We start from the raw sequence: 13,183 nt of genomic DNA, 5'->3' as shown, positions 1-13,183 counted from the left end.
TCGTCCGGCGGTATGCCGTTCCGATGTATCGGCTCGATATATCGAGAACAGTAAACCTGGCTCCCCGAACGGGCAAGAGGGGCGCGCGTGAATGTGATCACAAGGCGACGCGCGGGTGTGCTTGGCAACGGGCGTGTAATGATCTGCTGCCGTTTTGCGGTGATTGGCAGTTGATGCCCGATTGGTTCGGTTTCCGGGCTGCGTACGCTGTCGCGTGTGCACGAGGACCACCTCCGGGGTTAGGTCGGTTGCGGGCATCGGACGTGGACCCTGCCTTCAGGCTCGACCGGCCTGGCGAGGAGTAGCTGGAACATGAGCGAACGACGGCGCAGGTCGCCAGGTGGCGACGGTCGTCCCCCGGGCGGAGACAACGGGCGTCCGGAGGGCGCCGGGCGTGACGAACTCGGTTCGGAGGGCATCCGCCGGCGCAGACCCCAGGGCGGTCGGGACACCGCGCAGCAGCCCCGGATGACCCGCGCCGAGATGCGCAAGGCGGCGCAGAAGGGCGGCCGGCGCGGGGGAGCGGCGGCCGGGGGTGCGGCGGCGGCCGGCCCCGGCAAGAAGCGGTTCATCGACTACCCGCGCTTCGGCAAGCAGGGCGTCCGCCGCTGGCTGCCGTCCTGGCGGCAGTGGCTGAGCGCCGTCCTGCTCTTCGCCGCGGCCTGCGTGGGCGGGATCTTCTTCGTCTACCAGACGACCGAGATCCCCAAGCTCAACGCCATGGTGGACGACCAGAACAACATCTACTTCTGGGCCGACGGCACGGAGATGGCCCGCAAGGGCGAGACCAACCGGCAGATCGTCGAGCTCGCCGACATCTCGCCCAACCTGCAGAACGCGGTCATCTCGGCGGAGAACGCGACCTTCCGCACCGACAGCGGCATCGACCCCAAGGGCATGATGCGCGCCGTCGTCAACATGGCCAAGGGCGGCGAGACCCAGGGCGCCTCGACGATCACCCAGCAGTACGTGAAGAACGCCTACCTGACGCAGGAGCAGACGCTCTCCCGCAAGGTGAAGGAGTTCTTCATCACCCTGAAGGTCAACCAGGAGTTCGAGAAGGACGACATCCTCAAGGGCTACCTGAACACCAGCTGGTTCGGCCGCGGCGCGACCGGCGCCCAGGCCGCCGCCCAGGCGTACTACGGCGTCAACGCCAAGGACCTCGACCTGTGCCAGAGCGCCATGCTGGCCGGCCTGCTCAAGGGCGCGTCGTACTACGACCCGACGATCAAGGCGAACCAGGCCCGCGCCGAGGAGCGCTGGGCGTGGATCCTCGACCGGATGGTGGAGACCAAGAACACCACCCCCGAGGAACGGGCGAAGTGCACCACCTTCCCCCAGCCGATCAAGCAGGTCCCCCCGGCCAACATGAACGGCCAGATCAGCTACCTGGTCGAGACTGCCAACAAGTTCGTCATGGCCAAGGACCCGACGATCGACCAGCGGGCGATCGACAAGGGCGGCTTCAAGATCTACACGACCTTCCAGAAGGACAAGGTCGACGCCCTGAAGAAGGCCGTGGACGACGTCAGGGCCGAGACCCTCAACCCGCAGAAGCGCCCGGACAACGACAACTTCGTCCAGTTCGGCGCGGCCAGCGTGGTGCCCAACGACGGGGCGATCGTCGCCATCTACGGCGGTGACGGCGTGGAGAACGGCCACCACGACAACAACGCCGACGCCCAGGGCGTCCAGGTCGGCTCGACCTTCAAGCCCTTCGTGCTGGCCACCGCCATGCAGACCGGTGTGCAGACCGCGACCGACGACAAGGGCAAGCCGAAGCGGATCAACGCCGACAGCCGCTACCTCTCCGACGACATGTCGGAGATCCGCAAGCCGGACGGCTCGCTGCTGATGGGGGACGACGGCAAGCCCTACCGGCAGAAGAACGAGGAGAAGGGCCGGCGCGGCTACGTCTCGCTGCGGATGGCCATGCAGTACTCCTACAACGTGCCCTTCGTCCAGCTGAACCAGGACGTCGGCGGCCAGAACGTCCTGCAGATCGCCGAGGCGATGGGCATCCGCAAGGAGAGCATCGAGAAGGAGTCGAAGACGGCGACCTTCCCGCTCGGCGTCTCCACCATCAGCCCGATCCGGATGGCCGACGCCTACGCGACCTTCGCCGCCAGCGGCAAGCAGGCCGAGCCGTACTCGGTCACCAAGGTGCTGATGGACGGCAAGGAGCGGCCCGGCTTCGGCAAGCACGAGACCAAGCAGGCGCTGGAGCCGGCCGTCGCCGACAACGTCACCGACGTGCTGGTGAACGTGGCGAAGAACGGTACCGGCAAGAAGACCAACAGCCTGGGCCGCCCGGTGGCCGGCAAGACCGGTACCACCGACGAGAACAAGTCGGCCTGGTGGGTCGGCTACACCCCGCAGCTGGCCACCAGCGTGGCGATGTGGCGCGAGGACTCCGCCCACCCCGGGCGGCTCTCGCTGAACGGCACCGGCGGCAAGGACTCGGTCCACGGTGGTGACGTCCCGGCGGACGTCTTCACCCGGTACATGAAGGCCGCGCTGGCCAACGAGAAGAAGATGGACTTCCCGACCCCGCAGCCGGTCGGCTCGCAGGTCGACTCCTCGGGCGCGCCCAGCACCGCGAGCGCCGTGCCGACGCCGACCGCGACCGAGACCGCGCCCACCGCCCCGGCGGACCCGAACGCCGGGCAGCCGGCCGAGCCCGTGGCCACCCAGCCGGCCTGCGTCCCCGGCGTCGACTGCCCGGGCACCGTGCCCACCCAGCCGGCCCCGACCAAGACCAACCCGAACCCCGGCGGCGGCAACGGCGGCGGCACCACCGGTGGCGGTGGCGGCACCGGCGGCGGTGACACCGGCGGTGGCACGACCACCGGCGGCGGTGGCGGCGGCAACGGCAGCGGCACCAACGGCGGCGGTGGCGGCGGCACCAGCCCGTCGCCCAGCTGCCTGCTCCCGATCGGGTGCGCCACGCAGACCCCGCCCCCGGCGACCACCGACCCGGGTGGCGGAGCCGGCGGATCGACCGGCGGCCCGACCACCAGACCGCCGAAGCCCAGCACCTCGCCCCCGTCGGCCACCGGCGGCAACGGGGTGGCGGCTCCCTAGGAACGGGTGACCGGAACGGGGGTGGGAGGCTCCACGGAGCCTCCCACCGCCGTTTCGCCGCATTCGGAGCGATTCGTGCCGGTAGCCCGGCGGCCGCCGGTCCGGCGAGCGGTGCCGGGCCGGGGAAAAGGGGCAGGGGCCTCCTCGTACGGACGGCCGGGGTGCGGCAGGATGTCCGCCATGACGTCCAGCGTTCGTGACGAAGAGGCCCCGCCCGCACCGGCGTCCGGTCCGCAGGCCAACACCGTGGTGGTGCCGGCGGACGAGGATCCGGTCGCGGCGGCGGGCAGCGAGGTGATCGGCGGCCCGCCCGGACGGCGCGCGCTGCTCGGCGTCTCCTGGTGGATCCCGGCGCGCTTCCTGGCGCTGGTGGTGATCGTGGTCTCGGTGCTGGGCATGGCGCAGAAGCTGCCCTGCTACAACGCCGCCTGGTTCCAGCCCGGTTCGCCGCAGTACGTGCACGCCTGCTACAGCGACATCCCGCACCTGTTCTCCGGACGCGGCTTCGCGGCCGGCCTGCACCCGTACGTGGACCGGATCCCGGGCACCAGCGGGGACCTCCAGTTCCTGGAGTACCCGGTGCTGACCGGGCTCTTCATGCAGATCGCGGCCTGGCTGACGCCCGGCGGCGGCGCCGCGCAGGACCAGGAGCGCTGGTTCTGGACGATCAACGCCGGCCTGCTGATGGCCTGCGCGGTGGTCGCCGTGGTCGCGCTCTCCCGCACCCACCGGCGCCGCCCCTGGGACGCGCTGATGTTCGCCCTGGCGCCGACCCTGCTGCTCAACGCCACCGTCAACTGGGACCTGCTGGCCGTCGCGCTGGCCGCGGTCGCCCTGGCCTGGTGGTCCGGCTCCCGGCCGGCCTGGGCGGGGGTGTTCATCGGCCTGGCCACCGCCGCCAAGCTCTATCCGGTGCTGCTGCTCGGGCCGCTGCTGGTGCTCTGCTGGCGGGCCGGCCGGAAGCGGGACCTGCGGGCGCTGCTCGGCGGGGCCGTCGGCGCCTGGCTGCTGGTCAACCTGCCGATCATGATCGCCAACTGGCAGGGCTGGTCGGCCTTCTACGTCTTCAGCAAGCACCGCACCGAGGACTACGGCTCGCTCTGGCTGATCCTCATGCAGAGCCGGGGCGTGGGGCTGGCGAACCTCGACACCTTCATCGCCGTGCTGATGCTGCTGAGCTGCGCGGGAGTGGCCTGGCTCGGGCTCGCGGCGCCCCGCCGGCCGCGGGTGGCCCAGCTGGCCTTCCTGGTGGTGGCCGCGTTCGTGGTGTTCAACAAGGTGTACTCGCCGCAGTACGTGCTCTGGCTGCTGCCGCTCGCGGTGCTGGCCCGGCCGCGCTGGCGGGACTTCCTGATCTGGCAGGCCTGCGAGGTGCTCTACACCCTGGGCATCTGGTCCCACCTGGGCTTCGTCACCGGGCCCAAGCAGCACGGCATCGGCGAGTCCTGGTACCACTTCGCGATCGTGCTGCACCTGCTCGGCACGCTCTACCTGGTCGGCATGGTGGTCCGGGACATCCTGCTGCCGGACCGCGACCCGGTGCGCTGGGACGGCAGCGACGACCCGTCCGGCGGGGTGCTCGACGGCGCCCCGGACGTCTTCGTGCTCGGCGCCGCCCGCCGGCTGCGCGAGGAGGAGAGCTACGCCGGGTACGCACCGGCCGGCCCCGAGGCGTGGCTCGACGAGCCGCCCGCCGCGGAACCGGCCGCCGCGGACGCGGCCGTCGTGGAACCGGCCGTCGCGGACGCGGCCCCGGGGGAGCCGGCCGGCGTGGAACCGCCCGGGAAGGACTGACCGGCGCGACCGGCAGGACTCAGCGGTCCACCACGCGGTCGAAGTGCGTGGTGGTGTGCCGCACCTGCAGGCCGAGCTCGTCGCCGACCGCCGGCGGCTCGGCGTCGCCGTCCAGCAGCAGCAGCGAGACCTGCATGTGCGGCGGCTCGGCGAACCAGAGCTGCTTGCCGGCCCAGTGGTACGGCGACTTGGTCTTGTTGACGGTCGCCAGGCCGGCCCGGGCGATGCCCTTGGCGCGCGAGGACATGCCCTGCACGTACTTGGGCGCCTCCAGCCCGATGCCGTGCGCGGTGCCGCCGGCGACCACCAGCAGGTGGCCGTCGGACGGCGCCGGGTGCTGGCGGTAGCCGTAGCGGTCGCCCTTGCGCACCGGGGTGACGTCCAGCACCGTCGCCCGGACCTCCAGCGCGCCGTGGTCGCCCAGCCAGAGCCGGGTGCCGATCCGGGCCCGGAAGACGGTGTCCGGGAAGCGCTGGGCCAGCTGCTCCATGCCCGCCGCGCCGAGGTGGCTGACGAACACGGTGTGCACCGGGATGCCGGCGGCCCGGGCGGTCTCCACCCAGTACGCGACCTCCTCGACCGGGCTGGAGCCGTCCGGCCGGTCCATCGGCAGGTGCAGCGCGAGCCCCTCGAACGCGACGCCCTCCAGCTCGGCGGCGACGGCCGGGAGGTCGGCCGCCGAGACGCCGTGCCGGCGCATGGTGGTCATGCACTCCACCACCACCCGGGCGCCGTGCAGCGCCCGCAGGCCCGGCAGGCTCGCCACCGTCCGGATCACCCGGGCGTGCGGCAGCGGCAGCGCCTCCTCGCCCACCCGGTAGGGGGTGAGCACCAGCAGCTCGCCGCCGTACCACTCGGCCGCGTCGGCGGCCTCGTAGGCGGTGCCCACCGCCAGCACCCCGGTGCCGAGGAGGGTCGCCTCCTCGGCCAGGCGGTGGTTGCCCAATCCGTAGCCGTTGCCCTTCGCCACCGGCACCAGGCCGGGGAACTCGGCCAGGACGGAGCGCTGGTGGGTGCGCCAGCGTTCGGTGTCGAGGTAGAGCGACAGCGTCATCGGGTCATCTCCCAGGGGGTGTTGGGCACGGCTGCTCGGTGGCTCGGAGCGGGCTGCTCAGCGGCGCGACATGTAGAGGTCGAGGGCCTTGTGCAGCAGCTTGTTGAGCGGGAAGTCCCACTCGCCGAGGTACTCGGCGGCCTGGCCGCCGGTGCCGACCTTGAACTGGATCAGGCCGAACAGGTGGTCGTTCTCGTCCAGGGTGTCGGAGATGCCGCGCAGGTCGTACACCCCGCCGCCCAGGGCGTAGGAGTCGCGCATCATCCGCCACTGGATCGCGTTCGACGGCTTGACCTCGCGCTTGTGGTTGGCCGAGGCGCCGTAGGAGTACCAGACGTGCTCGCCGACGACCAGCATCGTGGTCGCGGCCAGCGGCTCGCCCTCGTGGTAGGCGATGTACAGCCGCATCCGGTTCGGGTCCTCGGCGGTGAGGGCCTTCCACATCCGCTGGAAGTAGGCCAGCGGGCGCGGGGTGAACTTGTCGCGCTCGGCGGTCACCAGGTAGAGCTGGTGGAAGACCGGCAGCTCGTCGTAGCCGCCCTGGACGACCTCGACGCCGCTCTTCTCGGCCTTCTTGATGTTGCGGCGCCAGAGCTGGTTGAAGCCCTTCTGGATGTCGTCCAGCGAGCGGTTCGCCAGCGGCACCTGGAAGACGTAGCGCGGCTGGACGTCGCCGAAGCCGGCGCCGCCGTCCTCGCCCTGCAGCCAGCCGGCCTTGCGCAGCCGGTCGGCCACCTCGAAGGCGCGCGGCTCGTACCAGTCGGCCTCGACGTCGCGCAGGCGCTTGGCCTGCTTGGCGGCGATGGCCTCCTTGATGGTCGGGGCGTTCCAGCGGCGGATGACCACCGGCGGGCCCATCTTCACCGAGAAGGCGCCCTGGGACTTCAGGTGCGCCAGCATCGGCTGCAGCCAGCGGTCGAGGTCGCGGTCGAACCAGTCGATGACCGGGCCCTCGGGCAGGTAGGCGAGGTAGCGCTTGAGCTTGGGCAGCTGCCGGTAGAGCACCAGGCCGGCGCCGACGAGCTGGTTGGCCTCGTCGAACCAGCCGATCGACTCGGAGCGCCACTCGGCCTTCACATCGCCCCAGGACGGCACCTGCATGTGGCTCGCCGAGGCGCGGCTCCTGATGAAGGCGAGGTGCTCCTCGCGGGTGATCGTCCTCAGGCGCAGGCTCATGCTCGGTGCTCCTCGTCGGTCGGGCTGCGGTGGGCCCCGTCTTCTCGGGGTGACCCTATCGTCCGGGGTCCCGTCGGCCGCGGGCACGGCGGCGCCCCCGCCGCGTACCCGTCCGTCTGAAGACAAGTACGCCACGGGGGCGCCCGGGGTTCCTCGGGGGAGCGGGACTAACCCCACAGACCGCCGCGTGCGATGCCGAGGTAGAAGCCGATCGCCGAGGCGCCGAGCGTGATCATCAGGACGAAGCGCTCGGCCGTGGTGACGGAGACGTACATCCCCAGCAGACCGGTCACGATCCCGAACAGGCCGGTCCACGAGGTCAGCAGGTGCAGGTTGTGGAAGAACGACGTGATGAACGAGATCGCGCCCAGCACGGCGGTGAGGCCGACCAGGGTGTTCTCCCGCGGGTGCGGGTGTCCGTCGGTGTTCAGGGTGAGGGCGGGCATGCGGTGGACGGTCTGGGCCATGAGTCCCACCTCCTGCGGGGGAGACGAACGGGCGGGAAACCCGTTCCGTCCAGATTGCGGCGGTTGGGCGGGTCTCACAACCCCTATGCGTTTTGTTCGTCCGTCCGGGTGCGGGTAGGGTGTGTCGTCTGCACTGGTGTAGGTGTGCCCTCCTCTGCCCTCTTCCGGGTGAACGAGGAGGCACTGTCGGACCCGGCCGCTACGGTGGCCGTGTCGTCACTGCTCCGGTGCCGACGCTGCACAACCCTCCTGCCACGGAGAGACCGTGGCCGCTGAGTCCAAAGGAGGTGGGTTACTCATGCGTCACTACGAGGTGATGGTGATCCTCGACCCCTCGGTCGAGGAGCGCGCCGTTTCCCCCCTGATCGAGAGCTTCATGGCTGTCGTCCGCAACGCGGGCGGCAAGGTCGAGAAGATCGACACCTGGGGTCGCCGCCGTCTGGCCTACGAGATCAACAAGCAGTCCGAGGGCATCTACTCGGTCATCGACCTCCAGGCCACGCCTGAGGTCGTCAAGGAGCTCGACCGCCAGCTGGGCCTGAGCGAGTCGGTTCTGCGGACCAAGGTCCTGCGCCCGGACACCCACTGAGCCACCTCTGAGGCCTTCGGGTCTCGGGTAGCTCGCGACCGCTGTTTCACGTGAAACAGCGGTGAACGGACATCTTCCCGAGAGGTCATCACCACCATGGCAGGCGAGACCGTCATCACCCTCGTCGGCAATCTCGTCGACGACCCCGAGCTGCGCTTCACCCCGTCGGGTGCGGCGGTCGCGAAGTTCCGCATCGCGTCCACTCCCCGCACCTTCGACCGTCAGACCAACGAGTGGAAGGACGGCGAGAGCCTCTTCCTCACGTGCAACGTCTGGCGGCAGCCCGCGGAGAACGTGGCCGAATCGCTCCAGCGCGGCATGCGCGTCATCGTGCAGGGCCGGCTGCGCCAGCGGTCTTACGAGACCAAGGAAGGCGAGAAGCGGACGGTCTTCGAGGTCGAGGTCGACGAGGTCGGTCCGAGCCTGCGCTCGGCGACCGCGAAGGTCACCCGGGCCAACCGGTCCGGCGGCCCCCAGGGCGGCGGCTTCGGCGGCGGCCCGCAGGGCGGCGGCCAGGGCGGTGGCTGGGGCGGCGGCGGTGGCGGCCAGCAGGGCGGCGGCTGGGGTGGAAACTCCGGCGGCCAGTCCGGCCCCTCCGACGACCCCTGGGCGTCCAGCGCTCCCTCTGGTGGCAACCAGGGTGGCGGCGGCTGGGGTGCCCCGTCCGGTGGCGGCTTCTCGGAAGAGCCTCCGTTCTAGAGCTGACAGATTTCGTGCGGCCTGGCCGCGGGCGTCGCGAGACGCCCGCCCGGCCGTGAACCCCAATGGAGCACACAATGGCGAAGCCGCCTGCTCGCAAGCCGAAGAAGAAGGTTTGCGTCTTCTGCAAGGACAAGGTCAACTACGTTGACTACAAGGACACGAACCTGCTGCGGAAGTTCATCTCCGACCGCGGCAAGATCCGTGCCCGCCGGGTCACCGGCAACTGCACCCAGCACCAGCGTGACGTCGCCACGGCCGTGAAGAACAGCCGTGAGATGGCGCTGCTGCCCTACACCAGCACCGCGCGCTAAGAGAGGGTGACCGAACAATGAAGATCATCCTCACCCACGAGGTGCCGGGCCTGGGCTCGGCCGGCGAGGTCGTCGAGGTCAAGGACGGCTACGCCCGCAACTACCTGGTTCCGCGCGGCTACGCCATCCGCTGGACCAAGGGCGGTCAGAAGGACGTCGACGCCATCCGTCGTGCCCGGAAGATCCACGAGATCCAGACCCTTGAGGCCGCCAACGAGGTCAAGGGCAAGCTGGAGGGCGTCCAGGTCAAGCTGGCCGTTCGCTCCGGCGAGGCCGGCCGTCTGTTCGGCTCGGTGACCCAGGCCGACGTCGTCGAGGCCATCAAGGCCGCCGGCGGCCCGGCGGTCGACAAGCGCGCCGTCGCGATCGCCTCGCCGATCAAGACCGTGGGCACCCACAAGGTCTCGGTCAAGCTGCACTCGGACGTCCAGGCCAACCTGGACGTCGCCGTCGTCGCCGCCTGAGCCACGACCACCCGCCGGTAGCGTCAGCTCCTCGGCAGTGGCCCGAGGGCCGGTCCCCCTTCGCGGGGGACCGGCCCTCGGTCGTTCCCGGCCCTCGGTCCGTTCGCGGGCCGCGGGCCGGGAACGGCCGCTCAGCTCCGCACGGCGCCGGTGACCAGCCACCGGCCGCCCCGGGCCCGCCAGGCCAGGAAGCCGCCGCGGACCAGCATGAAGAGGTTCATCGCCCACCAGAGCCCGGCGAGCCCGGTGCCGCTGGCCGGCACGGCGAGTGCGGCGGGCGCGAAGACCGCCAGCGTGGCGAGCATCGCCCAGGCCAGGAACGGGCCGTCCCCGGCGCCCATCAGCACGCCGTCCAGGACGTAGACCAGGCCGGAGACCGGCTGGCAGAGCGCGAGCAGCAGCAGGACGGTGTTCAGCTGGTGCTGCACCGCCGGGTCCGGGGTGAACAGCGGGACGTACAGCGGCCGGGCGACCACCACCAGCAGGCCCAGCACCACGCCGGAGCCGATGCCCCACTCGATCATCCGGCGGGTGGCGGCCCTGGTGCCCGGGACGTCCCCGGCGCCCAGGTAGCGGCCGATGATGGCCTGGCCGGCGATCGCGATGGCGTCCAGCGCGAAGGCGATGAACAGGAAGACCGTCATGGCGATCTGGTGCGCGGCGATCTCGTCGTCGCCGAGCCCGGCGGCCACCGCGGTGGCGATCATCAGGATGGCGCGCAGGCTCAGGGTACGGACCATCAGCGGCCCGCCGGCCCGGGCGCTCGCCCGTATCCCGGCCGGGTCCGGCCGCAGCGAGGCCCGCTCCCGGCGGGCGCCGCGGACCACCACGAACACGTACACGGCGGCCATGCCGGTCTGGGCGATCACCGTGCCCCAGGCCGAGCCGGCCACCCCGAGCCCGGCGCCGTACACCAGGCCGGCGTTCAGCCCGAGGTTGGCGGCGAACCCCGCGACGGCCACGTACAGCGGCGTCCGGGTGTCCTGGAGGCCGCGCAGCACGCCGGTGGAGGCCATCACCATGAGGATCGCCGGGATGCCCAGCGCGCTGATCCGCAGGTACGTCACGGCGTACGGGGCGGCCGTCGGGGAGGCGCCGAGCGCGTCGGCCACCTGCGGGGCGAGCAGCAGGGTCAGCGCGACCACGCCGACGGAGAGCGCCAGCGCCAGCCAGATGCCGTCGACGCCCTGCTGGATCGCGGCCCGGCGGTCGCCGGCGCCGATCCGGCGGGCGACCGCGGCGGTGGTGGCGTAGGCGAGGAAGACGAAGACCCCGGTGGCGGTGGTGAGCGCGGCCGAGGCCACGCCGACGCCGGCCAGCTGGGCGGTGCCGAGGTGGCCGACGATCGCCGAGTCGGCCATCAGGAAGAGCGGCTCGGCGACCAGGGCGCCGAAGGCGGGGACGGCGAGGGCGAGGATCTCCCGGTCGTGCCGGCGGCGGTCGGTGGTGAGGGTCATGGGAACCAGGCTACTCATCCACAGGTAAGTGATGCTACCCACTAGTGTCACTTACTCGTACGAGCGCGCGAGCGGGACGTCCACGTGTGTGTCCACCGCCACCCGACTCCGTGTGAAGAATTTCTCATGCACAGGCCCGGGACGGGGGAAGCGCAGGTCAGCGGGTTGACGGTGGATCGATGGTCTGGTTATCCACAGGGCTTTCCACAGGGGCGTCCACAGGTTTGCGGCACTTCTCCACAGCGGAGGGCCGCTCGTCCACACCCCCTGTGGATAACCGCCTTGGCTGAAGGCCGTCCGGCGCCTTAGCGTGGGCCCTCCGCCCGACACTCCCATCCGCCCCGGCGTCCGATTTGTCGGAGCGGTGGCGTAGAAAATGCGGTGGCGCGGAGTCGGGTCCCGCACCATCCCAGCCACCGGCAAGACCCGCTCCAACTCGCACCACTCGCTGATCGGGGAACACGCGTGACCGGCCCCCAGTACGACGACCACGACGCCCCGCCGCCGGAGGACGACTGGCAGGGCGGCGACGACCCCTTCCCGGTCGGCGCCTTCGCCGACGCCCCGTTCCCGGACGGCCCCGGCGACCGGTTGCCGGTCTCCCGCGGCCGCGGCGGCCAGGGCCAGGGCGGCGGCTTCCAGAAGGGCGGCAAGGGCGGCCCCGGCGGTTCCGGCGGCTTCCAGCGCGACGGCGGCAAGCGCCGCAAGGGCGGCGAGGACGAGGGCGGCGAGGGCGGCGGCCTGGACGGCTTCGAGCGCGTCCCCCCGCAGGACCTCGCGGCCGAGCAGTCCGTCCTCGGCGGCATGCTGCTCTCCAAGGACGCCATCGCCGACGTGGTCGAGGTGCTCAAGCCGGCCGACTACTACCGGCCCGCCCACGAGCTGGTGCACGGCGCGATTCTCGACCTCTACGCGCGCGGCGAGCCGGCCGACCCGATCACGGTGGCCGGCGAGCTGACCAAGCGCGGCGAGCTCCAGCGGGTCGGCGGCCCCGGCTACCTGCACACCCTGGTCAACTCCGTCCCGACCGCCGCCAACGCCGAGTACTACGCGCAGATCGTGCACGAGCGCGCGGTGCTGCGCCGGCTGGTCGAGGCCGGCACCCGGATCGCCGGCATGGGCTACGCCGCCGAGGGCGACGTCGACGAGATCGTCAACGCCGCCCAGGCGGAGATCTACGCCGTCACCGAGCAGCGCACCAACGAGGACTACGCGCCGCTCGCCGACATCATGGAGGGCGCGCTCGACGAGATCGAGTCGATCGGCTCCCGCAACGGCCAGATGTCCGGCGTCCCGACCGGCTTCGCCGACTTCGACGCGCTCACCAACGGGCTCCACCCCGGCCAGATGATCGTCATCGCGGCCCGGCCCGCGATGGGAAAGTCCACCCTGGCGCTGGACTTCGCCCGGGCCTGCTCGATCCACAACAAGCTGCCGAGCGTGATCTTCTCGCTCGAAATGGGCCGCAACGAGATCGCCATGCGCCTGCTCTCCGCCGAGGCCCGGGTGGCGCTGCACCACATGCGCTCCGGCTCCATGACGGACGACGACTGGACCCGGGTCGCCCGCCGGATGCCGGACGTCAGCGAGGCGCCGCTGTTCATCGACGACTCGCCGAACCTGTCGATGATGGAGATCCGCGCCAAGTGCCGCCGGCTCAAGCAGCGCAACGACATCAAGCTGATCGTCATCGACTACCTCCAGCTGATGCAGTCCGGCGGCTCCCGCCGGGCCGAGAACCGCCAGCAGGAGGTCTCCGACATGTCGCGGAACCTGAAGCTGCTGGCCAAGGAGCTGGAGGTGCCGGTGATCGCGCTCTCCCAGCTGAACCGTGGCCCCGAACAGCGCACCGACAAGCGTCCGATGGTCTCCGACCTGCGTGAGTCCGGCTCGATCGAGCAGGACGCCGACATGGTCATCCTGCTGCACCGCGAGGACGCCTACGAGAAGGAGTCGCCCCGCGCGGGCGAGGCCGACCTCATCGTCGCCAAGCACCGTAACGGCCCGACCGCCACCATCACGGTGGCCTTCCAGGGCCACTACTCGCGCTTCGTCGACATGACCCGGGACTGACGGAGCCGG

At 71.2% G+C, this 13,183-nt stretch carries 11 protein-coding genes; 7 read left to right on the top strand and 4 right to left on the bottom strand.

Annotation, left to right across the window (positions count from 1 at the left end; translation table 11 throughout):
* Positions 1–468 precede the first annotated feature (468 nt).
* Positions 469–3,087, top strand: coding sequence for a transglycosylase domain-containing protein (locus tag ACF1AK_RS07360; protein ID WP_391497763.1), 2,619 nt, complete (start codon positions 469–471; stop codon positions 3,085–3,087).
* Positions 3,088–3,267: 180 nt separating this feature from the next.
* On the top strand, positions 3,268–4,881 hold the full coding sequence (locus ACF1AK_RS07355; protein ID WP_391497762.1) for a glycosyltransferase family 87 protein: 1,614 nt from the start codon (positions 3,268–3,270) through the stop codon (positions 4,879–4,881).
* A 19-nt stretch (positions 4,882–4,900) separates the two neighbouring features.
* Here ACF1AK_RS07355 and ACF1AK_RS07350 read toward each other — a convergent pair whose 3' ends face one another.
* The 3 genes from ACF1AK_RS07350 to ACF1AK_RS07340 form a co-directional block, all read right to left on the bottom strand.
* Positions 4,901–5,935, bottom strand: coding sequence for an alanine racemase (locus tag ACF1AK_RS07350; protein WP_391497761.1), 1,035 nt, complete (start codon positions 5,933–5,935; stop codon positions 4,901–4,903).
* A 57-nt stretch (positions 5,936–5,992) separates the two neighbouring features.
* Complete coding sequence (locus tag ACF1AK_RS07345; protein ID WP_344329973.1) at positions 5,993–7,111, bottom strand: peptidoglycan bridge formation glycyltransferase FemA/FemB family protein; 1,119 nt, start codon at positions 7,109–7,111, stop codon at positions 5,993–5,995.
* A 167-nt stretch (positions 7,112–7,278) separates the two neighbouring features.
* Entirely contained in the window at positions 7,279–7,578 is a 300-nt protein-coding gene (locus ACF1AK_RS07340; protein ID WP_350543136.1) for a hypothetical protein, read from the bottom strand.
* A 298-nt stretch (positions 7,579–7,876) separates the two neighbouring features.
* Between ACF1AK_RS07340 and rpsF the strand changes: the two genes are divergently transcribed.
* The 4 genes from rpsF (at position 7,877) to rplI (ending at position 9,644) form a co-directional block, all read left to right on the top strand.
* Positions 7,877–8,167 (top strand): 30S ribosomal protein S6, encoded by a 291-nt coding sequence (rpsF, locus tag ACF1AK_RS07335; protein WP_350570360.1) that lies wholly within the window; start codon positions 7,877–7,879, stop codon positions 8,165–8,167.
* A gap of 96 nt (positions 8,168–8,263) precedes the next feature.
* Positions 8,264–8,866: a single-stranded DNA-binding protein gene (locus ACF1AK_RS07330; RefSeq protein ID WP_391497760.1), complete on the top strand. Its 603-nt coding sequence runs from the start codon at positions 8,264–8,266 to the stop codon at positions 8,864–8,866.
* Positions 8,867–8,943: 77 nt separating this feature from the next.
* The gene (gene rpsR / locus ACF1AK_RS07325) at positions 8,944–9,180 is read left to right on the top strand and encodes a 30S ribosomal protein S18 (protein ID WP_030304537.1); all 237 of its coding nucleotides are present in this window, start codon (positions 8,944–8,946) and stop codon (positions 9,178–9,180) included.
* A 17-nt stretch (positions 9,181–9,197) separates the two neighbouring features.
* Positions 9,198–9,644 (top strand): 50S ribosomal protein L9, encoded by a 447-nt coding sequence (gene rplI / locus ACF1AK_RS07320; RefSeq protein ID WP_380294405.1) that lies wholly within the window; start codon positions 9,198–9,200, stop codon positions 9,642–9,644.
* A gap of 131 nt (positions 9,645–9,775) precedes the next feature.
* On the opposite strand, the gene ACF1AK_RS07315 is transcribed toward rplI, so the two are convergent.
* The gene (locus ACF1AK_RS07315) at positions 9,776–11,101 is read right to left on the bottom strand and encodes an MATE family efflux transporter (protein WP_391497759.1); all 1,326 of its coding nucleotides are present in this window, start codon (positions 11,099–11,101) and stop codon (positions 9,776–9,778) included.
* Between the two features lie 591 nt (positions 11,102–11,692).
* Here ACF1AK_RS07315 and dnaB point away from each other — a divergent pair.
* Entirely contained in the window at positions 11,693–13,174 is a 1,482-nt protein-coding gene (dnaB, locus tag ACF1AK_RS07310) for a replicative DNA helicase (RefSeq protein ID WP_380294421.1), read from the top strand.
* The last annotated feature ends 9 nt before the right edge of the window (positions 13,175–13,183 follow it).

The sequence above is a fragment of the Kitasatospora sp. NPDC015120 genome (assembly GCF_043080305.1).
Taxonomy (GTDB): Bacteria; Actinomycetota; Actinomycetes; order Streptomycetales; family Streptomycetaceae; genus Kitasatospora.
Note: the sequence above shows the minus strand (reverse complement) of the source record. Positions and strands in the feature narration are given on the sequence as shown.

Excerpts from the sequence above, each read along its gene's own strand:
- ACF1AK_RS07360 (WP_391497763.1), top strand. The coding sequence starts at position 469 with ATGACCCGCGCCGAGATGCGCAAGGCGGCGCAGAAGGGCGGCCGGCGC.
- ACF1AK_RS07355 (WP_391497762.1), top strand. The coding sequence starts at position 3,268 with ATGACGTCCAGCGTTCGTGACGAAGAGGCCCCGCCCGCACCGGCGTCC.
- ACF1AK_RS07350 (WP_391497761.1), bottom strand. The coding sequence starts at position 5,935 with ATGACGCTGTCGCTCTACCTCGACACCGAACGCTGGCGCACCCACCAG.
- ACF1AK_RS07345 (WP_344329973.1), bottom strand. The coding sequence starts at position 7,111 with ATGAGCCTGCGCCTGAGGACGATCACCCGCGAGGAGCACCTCGCCTTC.
- ACF1AK_RS07340 (WP_350543136.1), bottom strand. The coding sequence starts at position 7,578 with ATGGCCCAGACCGTCCACCGCATGCCCGCCCTCACCCTGAACACCGAC.
- rpsF (WP_350570360.1), top strand. The coding sequence starts at position 7,877 with ATGCGTCACTACGAGGTGATGGTGATCCTCGACCCCTCGGTCGAGGAG.
- ACF1AK_RS07330 (WP_391497760.1), top strand. The coding sequence starts at position 8,264 with ATGGCAGGCGAGACCGTCATCACCCTCGTCGGCAATCTCGTCGACGAC.
- rpsR (WP_030304537.1), top strand. The coding sequence starts at position 8,944 with ATGGCGAAGCCGCCTGCTCGCAAGCCGAAGAAGAAGGTTTGCGTCTTC.
- rplI (WP_380294405.1), top strand. The coding sequence starts at position 9,198 with ATGAAGATCATCCTCACCCACGAGGTGCCGGGCCTGGGCTCGGCCGGC.
- ACF1AK_RS07315 (WP_391497759.1), bottom strand. The coding sequence starts at position 11,101 with ATGACCCTCACCACCGACCGCCGCCGGCACGACCGGGAGATCCTCGCC.